Source organism: Streptosporangium vulgare, assembly GCF_042428775.1.
GTDB classification, from domain to species: Bacteria; Actinomycetota; Actinomycetes; order Streptosporangiales; family Streptosporangiaceae; genus Streptosporangium; species Streptosporangium vulgare.
Window position 1 is genome coordinate 85,619 of sequence record NZ_JBHMBS010000016.1, and the last position, 23,541, is coordinate 109,159.

A 23,541-nucleotide genomic window follows, 5' to 3' on the forward strand; every position below is an offset into this window, starting at 1 on the left:
GGGTGCCCCACGACGCGGGGCACCCCGTTTCGCGCTTCGGCGGCGGTGGACACCCACCGCCGCCGTCGCCGAACCCCGGAAGGAAGTCACGACCCGTGAACCCCGTGAACCCCGTGAACAAGGCCCAGAGGTACGCCGCGACCGTCCTGCTGGCCGGGCTCGGGCTGCTGCTCGGCGCCCCGGCCGCCTCCGCCGCGCCCGCCGCGCTCACCGCACCCGCCTCCGTCGCCCCCGCCTCCGCAGCGCCCAAGTCGCCCATCGCCCTGGAGGTCGCCGGAGACGGCGGCCGCAACGTCAACGTGCTGTTCACCTGGAAGAAGGACGGCCGCCCGGTCACCGACATCGTCGCGGCGACCCTGCTCGCGAAGGCGGCCGACGGCCGTACCTTCGGCCCGATCCCGCTGAAGTCGGCGCCCGAGGGCCAGAACCTCTACAACGCCTCCGAGCCGCTCCCCGCGGGTGAGTGGAAGGTCACCGTGACCGCCACCAAGCCCGCCGAGGCCCGCAAGTCCGCGACCGTGAAGGCGCAGGACGTCAAGCTCCCCGCGGCGTCCGCGCCGGTGTCCAACGCGGCCCTGGCCGAACGCGCCGCCCAGGAGAACTCCTCCGACGACCTCCCCCTCCAGATCGGTGTCATCGCCGCCGCCGCGCTGGCCGCCATCGGGATCATGGTCGTCCTCGTCCGCCGCCGGAACGTCTCCGGCTGACCCCCGGACCGGACGACCACCGCGCCTCCCCGGGAGGGCAGGCCGACGAGCCGCTCGACCAGGCCGTCGACGAGTTGGGGGTCCGCGTCCGCACGGCGTCGCGCGACGGTGGTCTCGACGCCGAACCCCTCGCCGAGCCGGCCCGCCTGACGGAGGAGTGGGACACGCCCACTCCCGTCACGCGGGAACCGCTCGAACATCCCGCCGGTGAGCTGACGGCCGCCGACCCGGCCCGGCCGGGTGCCCCCTCCCGGCGACATCGGCTTCGGCTTCGGCGCGGCTTCCCGAGGCACGGCCTTGGAACGAGAACCCCGCCCGCGTACCGCGCGCACCTCACTCACCCGATCATCCCGTCCACCGGGCCGGAAGCGGCGTGACCAGAGGGTCCGCGAGAGATGCCGCCGCCCGCCGTCGCGTCGGGTGCGACCAGGAGAAGCCGGTCGCCGACAGGTCGCGCTTCTGGAACGCCTTGTGATCGTCGGTCCACTGAGACGTCAGCCTCGACACCATCGCCGACGACAGCCCGGCGGCCGGCCCGAGGAACCGCTCCAGGGCCGGAACGAGGTCGCCGGTGGACAGGCCGTGCGGATACAACGGCGTCCCGGACGGCCGCCCTGCTCGACGCAATGGTCTCGGCCGATCCCACCGGACATCGGCCGGTGGCGTTCAGCCGCTTCTCGTTCGCCACGATGATCTACAGGACCCGCCCGGCCGACACGGTTCGTTTACTTGTGCTCGGACCAGTTCACGCGATAGAAACGTATCAATTCCTTCAACCCTTGATACAAGTCTTGCACCTTCTTCAAGAGAGCGCTCTCACGGTCCGGCGGTGTCGACCGCCCGTCGAAGGATCTCACCCCCCAAATGACCGCTGCACACGCAGCGGAAAGGACGAACCGTATGACGACCAAGCCTCCCGGCCACGGGAGTGTGACGACGCGGCGCCCGCGCCGTCGGCAGATGGGTCGGGCGTTGGCGTTCGGTCTCGTACTCGCGACCGCCGTCATGACAGCCGGAACACCCGCCACCGCCGCATCGCCGACCGATGGCGCCCCTGATCTCGGGCCGAACGTCACCGTCTTCGATCCGAGCATGCCCGTCAGCTCGATCCAGGCGACCCTCGACGCGAAACACGCCGCTCAGGTCGACAACGAGATGGGCACCACGCGCCACGCGTACCTCTTCAAGCCCGGCACCTACGGCACCGCGGAGCAGCCACTCCAGATCAAGGTCGGCTACTACACCGAGATCTCCGGCCTGGGTGCCTCGCCCGCCGACGTCGTCATCAACGGCAAGGTCGAGGTCTACAACCGCTGCCTGGAGGGCGGCGGGACGGGCAACTGCCTCGCGCTCGTCAACTTCTGGCGCACCCTGTCCAACCTGTCGATCAACATCAACGCGGCCGGCCAGGACGGCTGCCGGGGGTCGGCGAACTTCTGGGCCGTCTCCCAGGCGGTGTCCCTGCGCCGTCTCAACATCAGCGGCGGCACCCTGTCGCTCATGGACTACTGCACCGCCGGCCCGCAGTACGCCAGCGGTGGCTTCATCGCCGACTCCAAGCTGCCGTCCGTCACGAACGGATCGCAGCAGCAGTGGCTGACCCGCAACAGCGAGGTCGCCGGCTGGTCGAACGCCGTGTGGAACCAGGTGTTCGCGGGCACCGTCGGCGCCCCGGACGACGCGGCATTCCCGAACCCGCCGTACACCACCCTCGAGACCACTCCCGTCAGCCGTGAGAAGCCCTACCTGTTCGTCGACGAGCAGGGCGAATACAACGTCCGCGTGCCCGCCGTCCAGAAGGACTCGCGCGGCATCACGTGGGCCAACGGCATGACCCCGGGTTACACGCTGCCGATCAGCGACTTCTTCGTCGCGAAGCCGTCGGATTCGGTGAAGACCATCAACAGTGCGCTCAAGAGCGGCAAGCACCTGCTGCTCACACCCGGCGTGTACGACATCGAGAAGAGCATCGACATCGAGCGCCCGAACACGGTCGTCCTCGGCATCGGGCACGCCACGCTGACCGCCGTCAACGCCTCGACCCCGATCGAGGTCGACTCCGTCCCCGGCGTGATCGTCGCCGGCGTGACCATCGACGCGGGTCTCAAGAAGTCGCAGGTCCTGCTGAAGGTGGGCAAGAAGGACAAGAGGAGCCACAGCACGGCGGACAACCCGATCACCCTGTCCGACGTGTACTTCCGCGTCGGCGGACCCCACGTCGGCAGGACCAACACCGCGCTCGAGGTCAACAGCGACCACGTGCTCATCGACCACACCTGGGTGTGGCGCGCCGACCACGGTGTCGAAGGCTTCACCGACACCCAGCGGTGGAACACCAACGACGGCCGCAACGGCGTCATCGTCAACGGCGACCACGTGACCGCGACCGGCCTGTTCGTCGAGCACTTCCAGCGGCACAACACCATCTGGAACGGCGAGGACGGCACGACGATCCTGTACCAGAACGAGCTGCCGTACGACCCGCCGACCCAGGCCGACTGGATGGACGGCGATGTCGAGGGCTATGCCGGCTACAAGGTGGGCAGGAGCGTGAAGAGGCACCTCCTCTACGGCGGCGGGGTCTACGTCTTCAACCAGAACAACCCGCAGATCCACACCGAGAACGGCTTCGAGGTTCCGCAGACCCCGGGCGTCAAGCTGCACCACATCATGACCGTCAACCTCAGTGCCGGAATAATCGACCACGTCGTCAACGGCGTGGGCGACGCGGCCGACATGACGAAGGTCGGCGCGCCGGTGTACATCACGGATTACCCGGCCCCGTAGGGCCCGCCCCGGTGGGCCGGAGTCTCCTGACCCGGCCCACCGGGGATCTCGCGGGCAGCTTGTCGTACGGCGGGATCTGGCCGACCGTGGGGTCCTGCCTCACGCCGTTCCATGACATGGCGCTGACGTGTTCCGAGACGACGAGTGAGCACGTGGACCTACCACCTGCGCCGGGGCGACTACTCGCGATGGCTGGCCGACAGCGTCAAGGACGAGGAGCTGTCGGCCGAGGTGGCCGAGGTCGAGCAGGATCCCGGCGACTCCGTCGACGACGCCAGGAAACGGGTGCGCGAGCTCATCGAGGCCCGCTACACCGCCCCCGCCGAACCGAGCGGGATGGTGTGAACCGCGCCGGGACCGCCGGAGGCGTTGATGTGCCCCGGCGCGGTTCGTCATCACGTGGCTCCGGTGAGCTGGGCGTGAAGGCGCTTGCACTCGTGGACGAAACGGATCGTCCGGCGGCTGCGCGCGAACTCGGCGACGACCGGGATCTCCCCGCGCGCGCCGGTCCAGCGGGCGACGTCGGCGGCGAAGGCGACGAGTTCGGTGTGGGTCACGGTGATACGCCGCCCTTCGCCCGGCAACATCCCGGGTAGCAGGGCGCGCAGGATGCGCCACACCTCGTGGTGGCCGCCGGCCTCGGCCAGCTCGGTCAGGGCCGCGACGGCGGGGCGGGTCTCCAGCCAGGTGCGGCGCAGCAGCAGCGCGAGCTGGCGGCCGATCGCCTCGGCGGGCAGGTCGCCTCCGGCCGCCATCCGCAGGACCACCGGGGTCGTCCCGGGCACGCCGCTCCCCAGCAGGAAAGCGATGATCACTGCCGTCGCCTCGCTCACGGGGCCGCCGCAGGCGGCCAGGCGGGACAACTCCGCCGGGGTCACGCCCGCGTACCAGTGGCCGTGGAGCACGAACGGCAACATGTTCACGGCCACCACCTCGCGGTGGGAGGGCAGCATGGCCGGCCACCCGCCGATCTCGCTGCCCAGACCTTCGTCCGACCAGTCGAACGGCTGCCGCAGCAGCACCTCGTCGATCAGCTCGTCGCCGGTGGGCATGGCCCGTAGCACCGGCGTCAGGCGAACCGCGGTGGAGTGCTCGGGCTCACCGTCGCCGAACTCGACCATGGACGCGTTCACCATGTGGGTCCACCAGAGACCGCACTCCGGGTCGGGCATACCCTGCCCGGCCAGCCATTCGGCCGCCGTGCGCGCCGCCGCGGAATCGATCTTCACGGCCCGGCCGGCGGCGGCCGGGTGGCTGCCCCGGGGCAGCCGCAGCAGCGCCTGCGCCAGATCGGCCCGCAGCGGTTCGACGCCCGCGCCGGCGCACGTCTCCAGCCGGTCGACCAGCACGTCGGGGTCGAGGTGGCCGGTCATCCAGGTCGGCGTGGCCAGCAGCACGGGCGGCAGGGTCCCGTTTCGGAGGGCCTCGGCGAGTTCCGCGTAGCGGTGCAGCAGGAAATCGTGGAGCGGGGAGACGCGATTGGGGTGGGGCAGCCGGTTGCGCCGCCGCCACTCGTCGTGCTCGGGCAACTCCTCGGGCATGAAGGAACGCAGCCGTGGCGGGACGAAGACGACGGTCACCTCCACGAGCGGCTCGCCCGGGCCCGGCGGGGGCACCTGCTCCCCCGCCCGCATCGCCGCGATCCGGACGGGGTCCGTGCCGAGCTCGGCCATGCGCTCGTAGGCGCGGTCGAGGATGAAGGACGGCATGGCCTCCACGGAGTCGTCGTACAGGACGCCAGGCCTCGTCCGCACCGGGGGGAGGCGATCCGGCAGCCTGTCGTCGTGGATCTCCTCGTCGTCGGCGCCGGAAGGCCGCGGCCGCTCGGCGTCGGCGGGAGAACCGTACAGATGGATCCGGCCCTTGGCGAAGGGGATCCGCCGGTCGCCCTCGTGGGCCACCGCCCCGTCCGGGCCGTCGTCGCCGGTCCAGGTGATGAAGAAGGCGCGCATCGGGGCGTCGTCGTCGAGGTAGCGGCCGGGCCGGTAGGCGCCGCTCACCACGAACCGCTGAGGCCCCGGCTCCGGGGTGCGCTCCTCGCCACGGGTGAGGACGCGTACTCCCACGGAGCGGCTCGCTCTGTCCCAGAACTTCTCCGGTTCGATCGGCGGCAGCTCCGGCACGCTCCCGGGAGTGACGAGCTCGGCGGACAGCGCCGACTGCCAATCGCCGGGGTCGAGACGCACCTCCCTGGACCGCCGGTAACCCAAGTCGTGCTCGACGTGGGGCTTGAGCCTGCGACGTAGTTCCGCCCGGTCGTCGGCGATCCCCACGACGAAGGCCGCCAGCCAGCGCTCCTGGCCGGCCCAACGCTCGTGGTGGCCGGGGAAGATCGACGGCTCGGGGAAACGCTCCGGTGCGAGCACCTCTGGCAGAGGCGGGAACTCCTTGTGCTCCAGCAGTTCCTCGACCGGGATCTCCCCGCCGAACCGCTCGGCCAGCTTCACGCCCAGATCGGCGGGGAGCTGGGGGATCGCGTCGAGGATCGCCCCGGTGTGGTCGGCGAACAGGTCGGCGTGTTTCAGGGTCAGCTCGGCCGCGCGGTTGCGCACGTCGAAGGACTTGTGTGCGTACGCCGTGGTCAGCGCGGTCACGAGATCGGCGGCTGCCTCGGGCGTGGCCCGGATCGCCTGGTCGAGCCAGCGCAGGCCCGTTGCGGCGAGCTTGGCCTCCTCGCGGAAGGTGAGCGCGTCGACCGCCTCGACCAGGTCGGCGCGGTCGAGCGGCATCGCCGCACGCACCTGCCCGGCGGCCAGCTCGGCGACCGTACCCGGAGCCGACGGCAGCAACCGCAGGTAGTCGCGCAGGCGCGGCGCGGACTCCGCGGGCGTGGGGGCGAGGAGCGTGTGCAGCCGGACGAAGAATCGCAGGTCCTGCGCATCGCCGCCGCGCAGGAAACGGCTCACGCAACCGTCGAGCACCTGCTCCCTGGGCAGCTCGCGGGCGGCGGCGGCCAGCCAGCGGGTCGGCCGGGGCTCCAGCCGCTCGTCACGGAGGGCGCGGCCCGCGCCGTCGGCGTCGAAGACGCGAGGCAGCAGCACGGGGGTCAGCGGGTCGTCGGCCACGCTCGGCGCGGCCAGCCAGGCGGCCACCAGCGGGTCGTGGTCGGGCGGCACGGCGCCGGACTCGCGCAGCAGCGCCACGGCCAGCGGCGCGATGCGGTCGGTGGGGCGGCGCACCCGCCGGGCCAGCCGGACCGCGACATCGCGACGCCACTCCCGGGGGCGGGTGGCCGCCACCCGACACACCCGTGCGACGTTGAGGTCCCTGGCCCAGCGGCGGTTGACGTCGCGGCCGGTCATCCACGTCACCGCGGCCGCCGGGCCGGTGATGACACCGACGCCGGTCAGCAGCAGCCCGTTGGCCAGCTCGTCGAGCAGGTCGCCGACCTCCCAGGAGGCCATCTCCTCGAAGTCGTCGGGATGATCGGCGCGCACCTGCTCGGTGCGGGCACGGCGCAGCTCCTTGACGAGGCCGGGCAACCGTCCACTCAGCTCGGCGCGCTCCTCCTCGGTGAGCGTGACCAGCCGGTCGGCCAGGCGGGCGACCTGGTCGCGGGTGACCAGATCACAGATCTCCGTCCAGAGGGTCATCGGGAGACCTCCGCCGCGGCGCGGGCGACGCCGAGCAGGGCCGCCGCGGAGGGGGCCGCCTGGGTCACCACGCCGCCGAGGAACCGGGGGGCCACGGCCGGGCCGGACAGGGCCCGCCCGCCGGAGGCCGCCGATCCGAGACGATCGCCGGCCGGGGAGGAGGGCGCGGCGTGTGCGTACGCCCGCGTCGCTGAAGTCATGGCCGGGACGTTAGATCACCCCACCGACAAACCTGGACTTCCTTCCGCCCCGGCGGGCAACGGCCGAACACCGCCGGTGAAGGGCGCCGGAGAGCCCCGGCCGCGCCACCCCGGCCGGGCTGTCGAAGCGGGCTCGCATGAGGAAACGGCCGGCTGCGGGGATCAACCCGGGGTGCCGAAGAAGAAGGACTGCTGGGTGGTGAACAGGCCCTGTTCCGAGAAGGTGAAGACGTCGGCGAACTCCACCTCCTCGGCGGTCTCCCCGGTGAGGACGCCGATGACGACGACGTGCTCCTCCGAGGCGATCACGGTGGTCACCGTGTAGTGGCAGTGGGCGGCCCGCCCGTCCTGGCACCTCTCCAGTGCCGCGCGGCCGCGCACGGTCAGGTCCGGGCGCCGCACCACCACGTCCTTCTCGAAGAGGGAGGCGTAGGCGTCGACGTCGCCGGCGTTGAGGTAGTCGTAGCTCAGCCGGGCGTGGTCAACGGCCACGGCGATGAGGCCGGTGCTACGGCTCCTGCGCTGCTGGGGTGACATGGCTGCCTCCTATCCGCGGCTGAACCGGAGCTGTCCGGGCGACTCGCCGATGGCCCCAGGGCGGGTGCCTAGTTCCGGAGGATCGGGCTCATGCGCCGCGCACCGCCGAGCAGGTCGAGATCGAGCGACATGCAGCGAATTCCGCCGCCGGCCTTGAGGAACTCGTCGACCGGGGAGACGCGCACGGTGAAGCCCCAGTCCTCGAGTCGCGTCCTGATCCGCGGAGGACAGGAGGGCATCACCACCGTGCGCCCGACGACCACCGAGTTGGCACTGAAGGTGAGCGCCTCCTCCACGCTGATGACCAGCGGGTCCGGCACGAGCTCCCCGATCGCCCGCCGCCCTTCGCGGTCCCACACGTCGGGTGCGTAGATCGCCCGGCGGGCGTCGAGCGGGCAGAAGGACATGTCGAGGTGGTAGAAGCGCGGATCGACGATGGGCACCGTCACCACGGGGATGCCGAGCACCTGTGACAGGTACGCCGCCGCCGCGGGTGACGTGCGCGGGCCGGTGCCGCACAGCAGGACGTCGCCGAACCGGAGCACGTCACCACCCTCCAGGTACATGCCGGGGTCGTCGGGCCAGGGGATCTCCGTGAACCCGTGTTCCAGCAGCCACGTCGCGCCGTGCGCGGCCTCGTCCCGGCGCTCGGGATGCCGGAAGCGACCGCGGACGAACCGGTCCCCGTCCACCACCCCCACGTCCGTGGGGAAGACCATGTCCGACAGTCCGGGCAGCGAGGGGAAGTGGTGCACCTCGGCACCGGCTGCCCGTAGGTCGGCCACCAGGGCGTTCCACTCGCCCCAGCTCTTCTTCCTGTCGGGGCGCCGCTGAGATGACATCCACGGGTTGATCTCGAACGTGATGTCGAAGTGGTCGGGACTGCACAGCAGGAACCTCTTCAGCGGATTCCGTGAAGCCGTGGAAGAAGAGCCGTCGTTCATGGTCACCCTCTCTGTGCGGAGAAACCGCCCGGTGGTGTCGTCAATACAACACGCGCGAGTCGGCACTGGCGCGCAGGGCGCGCGAGTTGCGCAGGTCGCGGCTGAGCACGAGCTTCTTCAGCCACCGGTCGGTGCCGTCGTAGGCGGCCTGGAACGGTCGACGGCCGTGTACGGCGCGGAAGTTGTCGATGAAGAGGACCTCCCCGGCGTGCACGACGATGTCCTCGAGGTTCGCCTCGAGCTGCTTGGTCACGAGTTCCAGCGCGTCCGCGGCGTAGCCGTCTCCCGGCACCGACGACATGAAGTACGGGTCGATGCGCAGGTAGGGCCGATCGACGCCGCCGAAGAGGACCGCGGTGGGGACGGGTGCCGTACCGATCCGCTGGACGGTGGAGGGCGAGCCCGCGTCGTCGGCACGCGCGTTGCGCAGGTGCTCGGTGTCGGGCCGGATCAGGAACCGCGGCTCGGCCAGCACCTGCAGGTAGTCCTCGGGCAGGTCCAGGGTGGCGACGCTGGCGTAGGTGGTGGGGACCTCACCGTGATTGCGCAGGCCGATCAGGCCCAGGTAGTCGCAGCGATTCGGGTGGAAGCCGTCTTCGGTGTGCCACTCGAGAAGGTCCGAACTGCCGTGGCCGCTCTGCTGGCACTCCTCGCCCGGGATCGGGATCACGTTGTGCACCAGCCGGCCACCCTGCAGGGTGGACCAGCCGAACGGCTCGCCCAGCACCGACGCCACCAGGGCGAAGAAGAACTCCTCACGCCGCGTGGTGGCCGGATCGGCCTGCTTCGACCAGTGCAGTGGTGTGGGGCCGATGCCCGCGTCGTCCACCGGGAGGCCGCGCACGACGACCGCCGCGGACGACTCGGTCAGCCGGAAGGTGCGCAGGAAGCGGGTCAGTTCGCCCGGCAGGCCGGCTGCGAGCCTCGGCGCGTCGAGCAGGAACTCCGGTGCTTCCGGGTGACCGTACTCGGCGCCGGTGCGGGCCAGCAGATCCTCGATCGTGTTCAGATCCGTCGGCGTGATGTCGTAGTAGAGCACGTCGACGGGGTGCGATGCGGACATGTGCGATCCTCCGATGAGATGGACCCGGGTTCACCGGGTCAGTAGCCGTGAGTCCGGGACCGCCCGGATCTCGTCGTGAGCGGGGCGTGCCGCGGCCGCGGGCACGGTGACGGCCACGGCGGCCTGCGGCGTCTCCGCCGTCAGCAGGTCAAGGGCCTCCTCCACGTCGCCGGTGGCACAGATGAGGTCGCGTTCCTCGGGGGTGAGGAAGCCGTCCTGCGCCACGCGGTCGAGAAAGCCCAGGAGCGAGTCGAAGTAGCCCTTCGCGTTGAGGAGGACCACCCGCTTGCGATGCATGCCGAGCTGGTTCCAGGTGGCCACCTCCATGAGCTCGTCCAGGGTCCCGAACCCGCCGGGCAGGACCGCGAAGGCGCTGGAGAGCCGGTACATCAGGGCCTTGCGCTCGTGCATGGTCCGGACGAGGAAGATCTGTCCCGGCGCCTTCTGGGATCGCTCCCGTTCGTGGAGGTCATGGGGGACCACCCCCGTGACGTTGGCCCCCTGGGCCAGGGCCGCCTCGGCCACCGCCCTCATCATGCCGACGCCACCCGCGCCGTAGACGAGCCCGCAGCCGCGCCGGCCCAGGGCCGTTCCGAAGTCCTGGGCGAGGGCGGCGTACGCGAGGTCCCTGCCGGGACGCGCACCGCAGAACGTGGCGATGATCGCGGCACGTTGACGAATGTTGTGCATGGAGATCTCCGATCACAGCGTGGAGGAGGTGTGCGGCGTATGGGCGCGTCCACTCGACACGGGGAGAGGGCGGCGCCCGGTCAGAGCTTCAGCACCGTGCGCAGCAGCACCTCGGCGCCGATGACCAGGTCCTCCGGGCTGGTGCGTTCGGAGGGGACATGGCTGACGCCGTCGATGCTCGGCACGAAGATCATGCCGACCGGTGCGAGATCGGCCACGATCTGGGCGTCGTGTCCCGCTCCGCTCGGCAGCGTCTCCTGGGAATGTCCGAGCTCGGTCGCCGACGCCGCGATGGCGTCCCGGATTCGCCGGTCCGTCTGCACGGGAGCGCTGCGCACGGTGGACTCGATCACGGCCCGGACGTTCCCCAGGCGTGCCAGGGCGGCCAGTGCTCCTCGCACGGTCTGCTCGGCCGCGGCGAGGCGGGCGGGGTCGCTGTCCCTGAGGTCGACGTCGAGCCGTACCGAGTTCGGGATGGTGTTGGGAGAGTTCGGCTGGACCTCCATGCGCCCGACGGTGGCCACGCGGCACAGCTTCTCCTCCCGTGCCAGGCCCTGGACGACGTGGATCAGGCGCGCGGCCACGACGAGTGGGTCCTGGCGCCCTTCCATGGGCGTGGTGCCCGCATGGCCCGCTTTGCCGTTTATCTGTACGGACATGTGAATCCGTCCGGTGATGGACTCGACCACGCCGATGGACCTGCCCAGCCGCTCCAGGACGGGCCCCTGCTCCACGTGGAGCTCCAGGTAGGCGGTGAGGGAGCCCGGCGCCCACGTCGCCGTCTTCAGCTGTGACAGATCGCCGCCTACCCGGGCCAGGGCGTCTCGCAGTGGCCTGCCGGAGTAGTCCTCCGGCTCGCTCGGCAGCGCGTCCAGCCGTCCCGCGAAGACCATGGAGCCCCAGAAGGGCTGGGGGAAGAGGGCGCCCTCCTCGTTGGCGAAGCTGATGGCGATGACCTCGTGGTCGGTTTCGGCACCGGCTTCGTGCAGGGTCTGCAGCACCTCCAGCGCGGCGATCACCCCGTAGGCCCCGTCCAGCCGGCCGCCGTTGGCGACCGTGTCCAGGTGCGAGCCGACGAGGATCGGCGGGCGGTGGGAGCCCCGGTGGTCGCCGGGGCGCCGGATGAGCAGGTTTCCGCCGGCGTCGACGGTGGCGGTCAGCCCGGCCTCCGCCGCCTGCCGGGCCACATGGGCCCGCGCCTCCTGGTCGGCGTCGCTGAAGCCCATACGGGTGACGCCGCCGTCCTCGCCTCCTCCGATCTCGGCCAGGCGGTCCAGGCGGTCGAGCAGTCGAGCGCCGTCGATCCGGAGAGAGGTGCCGGAGCGAGGCTTGTCGGCAACGGTCAGAGAGTTACGCATCGTTACCACCTGTCGTGGCGATCAAGCTCCTGGGGCGTCCGCCGGCCCAGGAGTCGAGCGAGGTCGGGACGTGCTGGGTCCGGTCGTGCCGGGTCCGGTCGTGCCGGGTTCGGTCGTGCCGGGTTCGGTCGTGTGGGTCGGCCGCCCGCTCAGCTGACGACATGTCCGCCCCCGTTGCGCCTGGCCCGGGACCGGCGGCTGTCGGCGTGGACGAACACGCGGTGCAGCCAGCGGTCGTGGCCGTCGTACCGGGGTGAGAACGGGGTGCGGCCGTGCAGGGCCACCCGGTTGTCGACGATCGCGAGGTCGCCCGGGGCGAAGTAGACGGTGTCGCAGACCGCTTCGAGGGCCTCGCGGAGGGCGGCCATGGCCCGCGCGGCACCCTCGTCCAGGGGTCTCGTGGCGTGGAAGTCCACCTGGGCGTCCGGATCCTCGGGCGCACCGGAGATGGCCCCGTGCACCACCCCGGTTCCGGATCCGTTGAAGGACGGCGGCGGGTCGGTCCTGAAGCGGGGCTCGGCGAGGATCCGCCGCTGTTCGGCGGAGAGGAGCCCGATCGCCCGCCGAAGCGACGCGACGCGCAGCCCCGCCTCCCCGTCGAGGTCCTGGCGCAGGCAGGACAGGGCGACGAAGTCGGGCCGATGGGGATGGAACGCGTTCTCGGTGTGCATCTCCAGGTTGACGGACCCGGCGTTGCTCTGGGTCCGCTCCTCACCCGGTACCGGCACCACGTTGTGCACCAGGGCGCCGCGCTTCTCGCCTTCGAAGCCCACCACCTCACCCAGCACCATGGCGCACAGCACGATCACCGAAGCCGGCACGGTGGCCCACCGCTCGACGGACTCCCTGCTGGTGGGGGTGGGGGGCAGGGGCCCGACCGGCAGGCCGTGGATCTGTATCACGCCCGCCTGGCCGGAGTTGGCGGAGAAGTTCCGCAGCGCCGTCCGCAGCGCCGCCGGGAGGGCGCAGGACAGATCACGCGCCGCCGCCAGCCAGTGGGGCTCGTCCAGCAGGCCCGGCACGGTCTCCGCCAACAGTTCGGCGAGCCGCTTGATCTCCTGCCGTACGTCCAGGTCGAGGTAGATCGACTCTTTTTCCAGGGTTGTAGTGATGGGGCCGATTTCCGTCATTTTCTGCTCCGGTCTGCGATCCGGGGATGACATCAGGACGTCGCCAGAGAACGGGCGACGGTGGCGATGTTCGGTGCCTTCACGGCCGCGTAGTGATCGCCGGCGAGGGGGACGGCCTTCGTACGGCCCGTGCACAGCCGCAGCCACTGCCGCCGGGCCGCCTCGGCGCGTTCGTCCTCGGCCGCGTCGCCGGCGCTGAAGATCAGGGTGCGGCCCGCGTGGGGAAGCGGGCGGTAGTCCCTGAGCGCGCGCCAGTTGGCGGAGAAGACCTCGAAGAGCCGCAGTTCCTCACCCGCGGTGGCGTCCGCGGAGATGAGCTGTGCGTCGCGCATCCGCGCCACCAGTTCCCGGCGCCGTTCCGCCGACGGCATCGCCGCCAGTTTCTCCACGTCGAGGGCGATGTCGACCTCGTGCAGCCGATCGAGGAAGGTCAGATAGGCCGCTATGACCGCCGCTTCCTCCTCGCCGTGGCCCACGGCGTCCGGCGGGTCCGGCAGGAGCGAGGGCGGCAGGGCCGGGTCGATCATGGCGAGCAGCTCGACCTCCTCGCCGTCGGCGGCGCACTGCCGGGCCATCTCGTACGCCACCAGGCCGCCGAACGACCAGCCGATCAGCCGCAACGGGCCCTCGGGCTGCGCCTGCCGGACGACGGCCAGGTGGGCCGCGGCGATGTCGGCGACGCTGGTGTGCGGGTGCTCGCCCGGCTCGACGCCGACCGACTGGAGCCCGTGCACCGGGCCGTCGCCGGGCAGTGACCGCGCCAGGTCGAGGTAGCAGAACGCGGTGCCTCCGACGGGCGCGACACAGAACGTGGGGCGTCCGGTGCCGAGCCGCAGCGGGAGGAGTGTCCGGGGCCGCCGGGGCCGGCGAGCGACCAGGGAGGCGGCCTGGGCCGCCACGGTGGAGGCGTCCAGGAGGCTGGCCATGGGCAGGTCGATCCCCAGCTCCTTTCTGATCGTCGAGATGAGGCGCACGCCGAGCAGGGAGTTCCCGCCGGCCGCGAAGAAGTCGTCCTCGATGCCGATGCCCCGGCTCCGCAGGATCCGCTCCCAGATGTGCAGCAGGTCCAGCTCCGTCCGGCCGCGGGGAGCCGTCCGCGGGCCGGCCGGCGCCGCGGAGGGTGCCGGCAGCGCCGCCTGGTCGAGCTTCCCGTTGTGCGAGAGGGGGAATTCGGCCATGGGGACCACCGCGCTCGGTACCAGTGCCGTGGGCAGCCGCTCCTGGCACCAGCGGCGAACGTCCGCGACGAGCGCCTCGGCGTGTGTCCAGGCCCCTTCCTCCGCCGTGCCCCGCGGCCCGGGGCCGGCACCGGACGGCTCGCCCAGCAGCTGCCTGCGCACCGGTGCCGCGGTTACGGCGTCCGGCACCACGTACGCCAGCAGCCGCTTCCCGCCGCCGGTACCGTCCACGACCACGACGGCGTCGCGGATCGCGGCGTGCTCGACCAGGACCGACTCGATCTGGCCCGGTTCGATCCGTACGCCGTGCAGCTTGACCTGCCGGTCGATGCGGCCCAGGAACTCGATGACCCCGTCCGGAGCCATCCTCGCGAGGTCGCCGGTCCGGTACATGCGCTCGCCGGGGAGGCCCGTCGGCGCGGGAACGAACCGGTCCGCGGTCAGGTCCGGGGCGGCGCGGTACCCGCGGCCCATCAGGTCACCGGCCAGGCAGAGCTCACCCGCCGCTCCGGTGGGCACCGGATTGAGGTCGCCGTCGCAGACGAGAGCCCGGCTGCGCCCGATGGGCAGGCCGATGGGCACCGTGGTCCGTCCGTCGTCCGCCCGGCACTCCCAGGCGGTGGCGATGATCGCGGTCTCGGCCGGGCCGTAGTGGTTGTGGAGCCGGATCCACGGCAGTTCCCGCAGGACCCGCTGCTGCAACTCGTACGTCAGCGCCTCCCCTGCGGGCACGATGTGGCGCAGGCTGCCGCACCGGCTCGCGACCTCGGGCGTGTCCAGGAAGATGGCGAGCATCGAGGGAACGGGGTGGATCACCGTGATCCGCCTGCTCGCCACCAGGTCGGCGAGATAGTGCGTGTCCCGGTGACCGCCGGGTTCGGCGAGCACCAGCCGGCTGCCCACGGTCAGCGGCCTGAAGATCTCCCACAGCGACACGTCGAAGCTGATCGGGACCATCTGCAGTACGGCGTCGTCGGGCCCCAGGGGAATGCGCCGCTGGCCCCACTCCAGGGTGTTGACCAGCCCGCCGTGCGTGTTCTCCACGCCCTTGGGCCGTCCCGTCGATCCGGAGGTGTAGATCACGTACGCGAGCTGGTCGCCTCCGTTCCAGCGGCCCGGCACATTCTCGTCGGGCCCTTGTGTCAGCAGGCCGGGGTCGGTGTCCAGGCAGACGGCCGGTACGGGGACGCCGGCGAGATCGGGCAGCCACGCCTCCTCGGTGACCAGCGCGGAGGGCCCCGCCTGATCCAGCAGCGTGCGCCGCCAGTCGCGCGGGTACTCGGGATCGACGGGGAGGACGACGCCGCCGGACTTGAGCACCGCCAGGTACGCGACGGCGAGGTCGACGGAACGCTCCAGGTGGACGGCGACGACCGCTTCGGCCCCGATCCCGAGGGCCGCCAGCCGGCGCGCGAGCCGGTTGGCGCGGGCGTTCAGCTCCCCGTAGGTCAGTTCGTCCTTGCCGCAGACCACCGCGATCGCGTCCGGTGTGCGCCCGGCCTGACGTTCCACGAGTCCGTGGACGGAGATCTCCTCGTCACGGGCGGCGGGCGCGGGCGCCCGCTCGCCCAGGCCCTGCCGGGCCGGCGCCGACTCCGGCCCGTGGGCGATGGAGCGGTACGCCCCCGGTGTCAGCAGCTGGTGGGCGTCACCGTCCGGATCGGCCGCCATCGCCTCCAGGACCGCACGGTAGAGCTCGCCCAGCAGGGCCTGGGCGTGCGGGCCCGCGTCCCCTGGCCTGCTGTACAGCGTCAGCCTTCCGGTCTGCGCGACGGCCATCAGCCGGAACTCGTTCGGACTGTCGTCGACGACGGCGTCGTCGTCGATGAGGTCCCAGTCGAGGACGTGGAAGTCCAGGTAGGCGAAGGCGACGTCGATCATGCGGGCGTGGCGGCTGCCCTCCTGGATCTCGCCGAGCGGATACCGGCGGTGCGGCCACATCTCGATCTCCGTGTCGCGCACCCGCTGGACCAGCTGCCGCCAGGTGCGGGCGCCGCGGCGGAAGGGGAAGGGGACCGTGTTGACGTACAGGCCGGGAACGCGGTCCGCGCCCTCGGCCTCCGGCCGGGTGTCGCACACCAGGCCGGTGGAGAACGCCTCGTCCGCGGTGATCATGCTCATCACCGACAGGTGGGCCGCCAGCATCACGTTCTTCAGCGACGCGTCCGCCGTCCGTGCCAGCTCGCCCAGGTCGTCCAGCAGGTCGTCGTAGCGCGTGACCAGCTGCTTCACGGGCCCCGACCCGCCGCCCCACGCGGAGGGCACCTCCAGCTTGGCGTGGTTCGCGACGACGTCACGCCAGTAGGCGGCGTGCGCCGGGTCGCGCATGTCCTTCCGTTCGAGCGCGACGAAGTCGGCGTACCGGATCCGGGGCAGGGGGGTGGGCGCGTACTCCGTGCCGTCGCACAGGGCGTGGTACCGGCCGAACACCTCGGAGAGGAGGACGTGGAAGCTCCAGCCTTCGAGGATCGGGTGGAACTCGGTGAAGGTGACCCACCACTGGTCCTCGCACATGTGGGTGAAGTACCGGAACAGCGGTGCCGTGCCCAGGTCGAACCGGCGGTCACGCTCCGCGGCCATGTAGGCGCGCACCTCGTCCCGCTGCGCCTCCGGCGGCAGATGACGGACATCCGCCAGGCCGACGGGCAGGTGCGCCTCGCTGTGCACGAGCTGGAGCGGCTCGCTGTACGTCGTGAGGTCCATCGTCGTGCGCAGGGCCTCGTGCCGGGCGACGGTGGCGTCGATCGCCGCCTGCAGGAGGTCGTGACGGTAGGGCCGGCCGTCGCGGACCAGGTAGCAGGTGACGTTGTGGTAGTTGCCCTCGTCGCCCGAGGACTCCATCTCGAGGATCATCCCGAGCTGGATGCGCGACAGCGGGTACGCGTCCGTCACTCCGGCGGGTATCCGTGCCCGGTCGGCCGGGTCGAGCATCGCGAAGGGCCGTACCAGTGGCTCGTCGACGCCGTGAGCGGAGCGGGGGCCCAGTATCCGGGCGAAGGCCTCGACGGTGCGGTGCTCGAAGACGTCCCGGACGGTGACGTGGTAGCCCTTCCCGCGCAGCGCCCCCACCAGGGCCACCGCACGCACCGAGTCCCCGCCGAGGGTGAAGAAGTTGTCGCGGACCCCGAAGTCGGAGGTGCCCAGAACCGTGCTCCACACCGCCGCGATCTCCGTCTCGGCGTCGGAGCGGGGTGCCACCAGGTCGGTAGCGACGCCTCGGGACGCCCGGTCGGGAGCCGGCAGCGCATCGGTGTCGATCTTGCCGACGTCCGTCAGCGGGAGCGAGCCCAGGATGACGATCGCCGACGGCACCATGTACTCGGGCAGGCGCTCGCCCACGAACGAGCGGAGGGCGGCCTGGTCGGGGGCGGCCGTCTCGGCCGAGGGCACCACGTAGCCGACCAGTTCGTGCCCGCCGCTCTCGGTCCGCCGGGCCACGACGAGGGCGGTGCGTACGGCGGGATGCGCGGCCATGGTGTTCTCGACCTCGGCCGGCTCCACCCGGTAACCGCGGATCTTGACCTGCTTGTCGACCCGGCCCACGAACTCCACGTCGCCGTCGGGCCGGACGGCGACGAGGTCGCCCGTGCGGTACAGCCGCGCGCCCGGCTCGCCGGAGAACGGGTCGGGGAGATACTTCTCCGCCGTCAGGCCGGGCCTGTTCAGATAGCCGCGGGTGACGCCGGTCCCGCCGATGTAGACCTCTCCGACGACGCCGAAGGGCACCGGGCGCATGGTGTCGTCCAGGACGTACATCGTGGTGTTGGGCATGGCCGAGCCGATCGACACGAGCTCCGTCTCGGCCGGCCCGTCGAGACGCCAGCCGGAGTTGCCGACCGTGATCTCGGTCGGGCCGTACTCGGCGGCGACACTGCCCGGACCGGCGTCGGCGAGCCAGCCGTTGGCCAGCGTGCCGGTGAAGCGGTCACCGGCCGCGATGACGAGTCCGGCGAGTGATCGCCGCTGGTGCGGATCGAGCTGTCCGGCCAGCAGTTCGAGGTGTCCCGGCGCCATCTTCACGAAGCTCAGCGGCCCGCACGCGAGGAGCCGCGCGCCCAGCTCCGTGGGTTCGGCGTCGAGTATCAGGTGTACCGGGCGTCCGCGCAGCAGCGAGGTGTAGAGGTTCGGGACGACCAGGTCGAAGGCGGCGGACGAGAAGAGCGCGGTTCCGCCCGGTGCCCGGAGGTAGGTGTCGACCGTCCACCACAGGTAGTTCATGAGCCCGCGGTGGGTGACCATGACTCCCTTGGGCAGCCCGGTCGTCCCCGAGGTGTAGATGACGTAGGCGAGGGCGTCGGGGGCGACGGGAACGTCCAGGCCCTCGGCCGCCTGGGCGCCGACGACCTCGGCGTCGCGGTCCACCAGGACGACGGTGTGCCCGTCCAGGCCCCGGCCCAGGGCGCTCGCGCCGGGTTCGTCGGTCACCACGACCTGGGCACCGGCGTCGCTCAGGACGTGACCCCGCCGCGTGGCGGAGTCGCCGGGGTCCAGCGGGACGTAGGCGGCGCCGGCCTTCAGGACCGCGAGGAACGCGACGACGAGACGCGCGGCCCTGGGCAGGTGCACGCCGACGACCGAACCAGGCTCGACACCACGGTTCCGCAGGTGCCGCGCGAGGCGGTTCGCCTCCGCGTCCAGCTCGCCGAAGCTGAGGCTCGTGCCGCCCGCCAGGACGGCCGGCGCGTCCGGCGCGATCCGGGCCTGCTCGGCGATCAGCTCGTGCAGGGCTCCCCGGGGCCGGTCCGCCGTACCGCCGTCCGCCGCGGCGAGCAGCTCGCCCAGCTCCCGCTCGGTGATGTACTCGAGGTCGGACAGCGGCGTGCGGGGGCGGCTCGTCGCGCTCTCCAGGAGCCGGAAGAAGTTGTCGGCGAGCCGTCGCACGGTGTCCGGCTCGAACAGCGCCGTGGAGTATTCGAGGGCGCCGGACATGGTGCCGTCGGCCTCGGAGTCGATCTGCAGGGTCAGGTCCAGCTTGGAGTTCTCGCTGAGGGCCGGGACGCGAACGGCCTCGACCCCCGGAAGGGCGATCCCGTCCGGATCGCCGTCCCCGTAGCTGAACATGACCTGGGCCAGGGGCGGCGTGGAGAGGTCCCGGTCCGGCGCCAGCTCGTTGACGAGCACGTCGAAGGGGACCTGTGAGTGCTCCACCGCGTCGAGGACCCGCGACCTGTTGCGCCGTACGAGGTCGGAGAAGGCGGGGTCGTCCGACCAGCCGGTGCGGATGACGATCGTGTTGACGAAGCACCCGATCAGCTCCTGCGTCGCCCCCTCGTCACGACCCGCCACAGGTACGCCCACGGCGATGTCCCGCCGGCCGGTGTAGCGGCTCAGGAGCATCTGGAAGGCGGTCAGCAGCACGACGAACGGGGTGGTGTCGTGCTCCGCCGCGGCCGCCCGGACGGCCTCCGCGACGGCCGGGGGGACGGTGATCGGGAGTGACGCGCCCGCGGAGGAGCGCACCGCCTGGCGCGGGTGGTCCGCGGGCAGCTCCAGGGGCGTGACGCCGGCGAGCCGCCGCGTCCAGAACGCCAGGGACTCCGCCAGCGTGCCGTCGAGAAGCCGCGTGCGCTGCCGCTCGGAGTAGTCGGCGTACTGCATCGGCAACGGCGGGAGCCCCGCGCGGTCGTCGCCCCTCTCGGCCCGGTAGGCGAGGGACAGATCACGCCAGAGGATCGGCTCGGACCAGGCGTCGAAGGCGATGTGATGGACCGACACCACGAGGTAGTGGTCGTCCTCCGTCACCGTGACCAGACCCGCACGAGCCACCAGGCCCTCGGCCAGGGACATCGGGGAGTGGGCCAGGCGCTTCACCAGCTCCCGCGCGCGGCTCTCCCGGACCTCGGCGACCTCGTCACGGAGGTCGCTGTGGACCATCGCGCTCTCCGGGTTGTCCGTCACCTCCTGTACCGGCTCCGACCCCTCCATGCGGTAGCGGGTCCGCAGCACCTCGTGGCGGTCCAGGACCCGCGCCCAGGCCCGCCGCAGGGCCTGGGCGTCGACCGCCCCGCGCAGCCGCAGCACCATGGGGATGTGGTACTCGCCGCTGTCCGGGTTGATCGAGTCGAGAAACCACAGCCGGCGCTGACTCGGCGACAGCGGCACGGGCTCGCGCCGGTCGGCGGTGGGTGCGGTGGGTGCGGCAGGTGCCGTGTGGGCGGTGGGTGCGGTGGGTGTCGGGTGGGCCGCCGAGGTTCCGGTTCCCTCGAGGCGGCTCCTCAGGATGCGGTCTCGGAGGACCTGGATGTCCTCGGTCATGCTTTCCTCACTTCTCACGCGTCGTCAGGGCGACGACCTCGGCGTCCGAGAGGCCGGACACGTCACGACGAACCTCGGATTCGACGACCCGCGCCAGATCCCTGACGGCCGGGAACTCGAAGATGGTCCTCAGGGAGAGCCGAACCCGATAGCGGGCCGAAATGCGCGCGATGACCTTGGCGGCCATGATGGAGGTGCCGCCGATGCGGAAGAAGCTGCGCGAGACGTCCACCGGGTCGTCCGTGGCGAGCACATCCTGGAAGATGCCGCCGATGACCTTTTCCATGTCATGGGCGGGCACACTCCGCCGCGGCTGCTCCTGCGTTGTCGTCATGCTCTTCTCCTTCATCACGCAGGCGCTCCGTCCATACGCTTCCGGAGGCTGAGCGGCCGCATGTCGGTCCATATCTCGGAGATGTGGGAAAGGCACGCTTCCCGGCTTCCGCTGAAGGCGGCGTCGTCCCATCCGGGTGGCAGCGGTCGGTGGGACCACCAAATCGAGTACTGCTCTTCGTGGTTCACCACCACGGTGAACTCCTGCTCATTGGACATGGCCACTCCATGAATGCTCTGAGCGAGACGCGGGAAACGACTCCGCATTGTTTTCGGGTAGTCGAACCATTCGTCGATGAATCTAGCTCCGAGCAGGGCGGATCAGCATCCGCCACCGGGTTGAACCGGCGTGGAAACTTCATCCTCGCGAGGGAGACGGAGGTGCTGTGACCAGCGGATAGGTCTCATCCGAATGGATGCCGGAAAGCCCCCGGAAGGACGCTCCCGCGTGCGGCGACGGGCCGGCGGTGCCTATAGTCCAGAAGTCAGCCGAGGTGAGCCTGCGAACTGACACCAGCCGGTGATCGAACTCTCCTCCAGGATGGGACAAAGATGACATACGAGATGGTGAAAAGGCTGGGGGAGAGCATTCCGGCCGGCCTTCCGAATTCCCTGCGCGACCACGGTCTCCTGGTCAGCACGGCCACCGGGCTGTACGGATGGGGCGCCGAACTCGAAGCGGTCTATTCCGGCCTGGCGAACGCGCTTTCCGCGGAGGTGACGGGCGCGGAACCCATCGTGCTCCATTTTCCGCCTGTTCTTCCGCGCGCCGTGTTCGAGAAGAGCGAATACGTTTCTTCGTTTCCTCATCTCTTCGGTGCGGTACACGCGTTCCGGGGCGACGAGGGGGCGCACGAAAGCCTGGAGCGGGCCGTCACCAAGGGTGAGGACTGGGGCGGGCATACGCGGCTGACCGACTTCGTGCTGGCTCCGGCCGTGTGTTACTCCGTGTACCCCCTGTTCGGCGGGACCGTTCTGGACCGGGGTCGCGCGGTGGACGCGAGCGGATTCTGCTTCCGCCACGAACCGTCGACCGAGCCGGGACGTCTGGTGTCGTTCCGGCTGCGCGAGTTCGTGCGGATCGGGAGCCCGGCCGACGCCTCCACCTGGTTCGAGGAGTGGAACGAGCGCTCGTCCGCCTTCGTTCGCCGGCTCGGCCTCAAGGTGCGGGTCGAGGCCGCGTCGGACCCGTTCTTCGGAACGAGCGGGCAGGTCATGGCCGAGAACCAGCGGGAGGAGGGGATGAAGGCGGAGGTCGTCGTCCCGATCGGAGACCACCCCGTCGCGGTCGCGTCGATCAACCTCCACCGCGACCACTTCGGCCGCATCTTCGACATCCAGGCGGCGGACGGGGAGCCGGCCCACAGTGCCTGCGTCGGCTTCGGCCTGGAGCGACTCGCGTTCGCACTCGTCGACGCCCACGGTCCGCGGACCTCTCAATGGCCCGACGAGGTCCGCGAGTCGCTGTGGGGCGGAGGTCCGGGAGCGCCCGGACGGGGCCTTTCCGGCCCGTCCTGATTCGATGAGCCGCGCGACGACGAAGAGGCGAATGACATGGTGAGTAACCTGTTCCCCGACGCTGTCACCCAGCCCGTCACAACCCGCAACGCTCTCGCCATGATGGACGACAGGGCGCTCTGCGCACTGGACGTCCGGCTCGACTACTTCGAGGTGCAGACGCGATCCGGGCGTGGGCGCGGGCGGCTGCCCGTCGTGATGGTCAAGCAGGTCGAGTCCCTCAACGACGACTACCGCCGCTATCTCGGGCTCGCCTCGCACGACAAGGGGGCGGTGGCCTTCGTCGGCGGCGGGCTGGCCCGCCTGCGGTCCGGCAGCTCGCTCGCGGGCATCGCGCACGAACAGCGCCGAGAGCTGCTGGCCGCGCTGGTCGCGGAGGCCGTCGACCGTGCGGCGCAGACGGCCGACGCGGTCCTGTCCCCCTTCCTGACCGCCACCGACCTGCCGGCCTACCTCGACGCGGCGCCGTCGGCCACCGTCCGTGAGCAGGGCGTCTGGTGCACGCTGGAGATCGGCGAGGTCGCCGGCGTCGAGGACTTCCTGCGGCGTCTTCCCGCACGGCGCCGGCGGCACTGGAACCGGGACATCCGCGAAGCCGAGGACCTCGGGCTGGAGCACGACGTCGCGCCCTTCTCGGACGAGGTCGTCGCGGAGGCCGCCGCGGGTATCGCCAGCGTTTCCCGGCGTAACGACATGGACGAGTCCCCCGACATCGTCAGGTGGAGGATCAACAACTTCCACCGGCGCCCGGGGAAGCACTTCTTCGTCCGGACCCGGTGGCGGGGGAACGTGATCGCGCACATGTTGTGCCGGATGTTCGACGACACCATGGACGCGCACACCCTCGGGATCTCCGACGTACCCGAGCTCGACCGGGGAGCGGTCTACCACTTCGGCTGCCTGCTGGGCCCGTTGAGGGCGGCCATCGACCGCGGGGCGCACCGCCTGGAGCTCGGCATCGGACATGACTCACCGAAACTTCGCCGGGGGTGCACGGGCGAGGACACCTACTTCGCCGATCTGCTTCCGGTGAGATAGCCGGAGCATGCCGATGCCGGCCGGGGGAACGCCCCGGCCGGCATCGGCGTGTCCGGGCGGGTGGGGCGGCTCGGCGTGTCACGACGACCGGGGACGACGCCCGGCGCGGAGGGAACTCGGCGTGTCACGGCGGCCAGGGACGACGCCCGGCACGGAGGGAACTCGGCGTGTCACGGCGGCCAGGGACGACGCCCGGCACGGAGGGAACTC

Annotated in this window: 16 protein-coding genes and 1 pseudogene; 5 read left to right on the forward strand and 12 right to left on the reverse strand. The window is 71.2% G+C overall.

The genetic code is table 11. The annotated features are described in order from the left end of the window. The first annotated feature begins 95 nt into the window (after positions 1 to 95). Entirely contained in the window at positions 96 to 707 is a 612-nt protein-coding gene (locus ACFFRH_RS28800; RefSeq protein WP_344746898.1) for a hypothetical protein, read from the forward strand. A gap of 432 nt (positions 708 to 1,139) precedes the next feature. On the opposite strand, the pseudogene ACFFRH_RS28805 reads toward ACFFRH_RS28800, so the two are convergent. Next, positions 1,140 to 1,301 (reverse strand): annotated as a pseudogene (locus ACFFRH_RS28805) (transposase); the annotation flags it as partial. A gap of 498 nt (positions 1,302 to 1,799) precedes the next feature. On the opposite strand from ACFFRH_RS28805, the gene ACFFRH_RS28810 reads away from it, so the two are divergent. Then, on the forward strand, positions 1,800 to 3,494 hold the full coding sequence (locus ACFFRH_RS28810; RefSeq protein ID WP_386160923.1) for a pectate lyase-like domain-containing protein: 1,695 nt from the start codon (positions 1,800 to 1,802) through the stop codon (positions 3,492 to 3,494). 144 nt (positions 3,495 to 3,638) lie between these two features. Continuing rightward, positions 3,639 to 3,839, forward strand: a complete 201-nt coding sequence (locus ACFFRH_RS28815; protein WP_344746900.1) for a hypothetical protein — start codon at positions 3,639 to 3,641, stop codon at positions 3,837 to 3,839. Positions 3,840 to 3,889: 50 nt separating this feature from the next. On the opposite strand, the gene ACFFRH_RS28820 is transcribed toward ACFFRH_RS28815, so the two are convergent. The 11 genes from ACFFRH_RS28820 to ACFFRH_RS28870 all read right to left on the reverse strand — a co-directional run bounded on the left by ACFFRH_RS28820 (position 3,890) and on the right by ACFFRH_RS28870 (position 21,042). Beyond that, positions 3,890 to 7,087, reverse strand: coding sequence for a hypothetical protein (locus tag ACFFRH_RS28820; protein WP_344746901.1), 3,198 nt, complete (start codon positions 7,085 to 7,087; stop codon positions 3,890 to 3,892). After that, on the reverse strand, positions 7,084 to 7,287 hold the full coding sequence (locus ACFFRH_RS28825) for a hypothetical protein (protein ID WP_344746902.1): 204 nt from the start codon (positions 7,285 to 7,287) through the stop codon (positions 7,084 to 7,086). Before ACFFRH_RS28825 ends, ACFFRH_RS28820 begins: the two co-directional genes overlap by 4 nt. Before the next feature lie 162 nt (positions 7,288 to 7,449). Next, positions 7,450 to 7,824, reverse strand: a complete 375-nt coding sequence (locus ACFFRH_RS28830) for a nuclear transport factor 2 family protein (protein ID WP_344747149.1) — start codon at positions 7,822 to 7,824, stop codon at positions 7,450 to 7,452. 68 nt (positions 7,825 to 7,892) lie between these two features. Next, entirely contained in the window at positions 7,893 to 8,768 is an 876-nt protein-coding gene (locus tag ACFFRH_RS28835) for a dimethylarginine dimethylaminohydrolase family protein (RefSeq protein ID WP_344747150.1), read from the reverse strand. Between the two features lie 40 nt (positions 8,769 to 8,808). Further along, the gene (gene gntD / locus ACFFRH_RS28840; protein WP_386160926.1) at positions 8,809 to 9,831 is read right to left on the reverse strand and encodes a guanitoxin biosynthesis L-enduracididine beta-hydroxylase GntD; all 1,023 of its coding nucleotides are present in this window, start codon (positions 9,829 to 9,831) and stop codon (positions 8,809 to 8,811) included. 30 nt (positions 9,832 to 9,861) lie between these two features. After that, entirely contained in the window at positions 9,862 to 10,521 is a 660-nt protein-coding gene (locus ACFFRH_RS28845; protein WP_344747152.1) for an LOG family protein, read from the reverse strand. Between the two features lie 80 nt (positions 10,522 to 10,601). After that, positions 10,602 to 11,879: a M20 family metallo-hydrolase gene (locus ACFFRH_RS28850; protein ID WP_344747153.1), complete on the reverse strand. Its 1,278-nt coding sequence runs from the start codon at positions 11,877 to 11,879 to the stop codon at positions 10,602 to 10,604. Positions 11,880 to 12,028: 149 nt separating this feature from the next. Further along, positions 12,029 to 13,009 (reverse strand): TauD/TfdA family dioxygenase, encoded by a 981-nt coding sequence (locus tag ACFFRH_RS28855; protein WP_344747154.1) that lies wholly within the window; start codon positions 13,007 to 13,009, stop codon positions 12,029 to 12,031. 32 nt (positions 13,010 to 13,041) lie between these two features. Beyond that, complete coding sequence (locus ACFFRH_RS28860) at positions 13,042 to 20,442, reverse strand: non-ribosomal peptide synthetase (RefSeq protein ID WP_386160929.1); 7,401 nt, start codon at positions 20,440 to 20,442, stop codon at positions 13,042 to 13,044. Positions 20,443 to 20,449: 7 nt separating this feature from the next. After that, complete coding sequence (locus tag ACFFRH_RS28865; protein WP_344747170.1) at positions 20,450 to 20,791, reverse strand: phosphopantetheine-binding protein; 342 nt, start codon at positions 20,789 to 20,791, stop codon at positions 20,450 to 20,452. After that, positions 20,791 to 21,042 carry an MbtH family protein gene (locus tag ACFFRH_RS28870; protein ID WP_425581796.1) on the reverse strand — a complete coding sequence of 84 codons (252 nt, stop codon included), beginning with the start codon at positions 21,040 to 21,042 and terminating at the stop codon, positions 20,791 to 20,793. Before ACFFRH_RS28870 ends, ACFFRH_RS28865 begins: the two co-directional genes overlap by 1 nt. 285 nt (positions 21,043 to 21,327) lie before the next feature. Here ACFFRH_RS28870 and ACFFRH_RS28875 point away from each other — a divergent pair, with 285 nt between their 5' ends. Then, positions 21,328 to 22,293: a class-II aminoacyl-tRNA synthetase family protein gene (locus ACFFRH_RS28875; protein ID WP_344747157.1), complete on the forward strand. Its 966-nt coding sequence runs from the start codon at positions 21,328 to 21,330 to the stop codon at positions 22,291 to 22,293. Between the two features lie 36 nt (positions 22,294 to 22,329). Then, complete coding sequence (locus tag ACFFRH_RS28880; protein ID WP_344747159.1) at positions 22,330 to 23,331, forward strand: hypothetical protein; 1,002 nt, start codon at positions 22,330 to 22,332, stop codon at positions 23,329 to 23,331. Positions 23,332 to 23,541 lie beyond the last annotated feature (210 nt).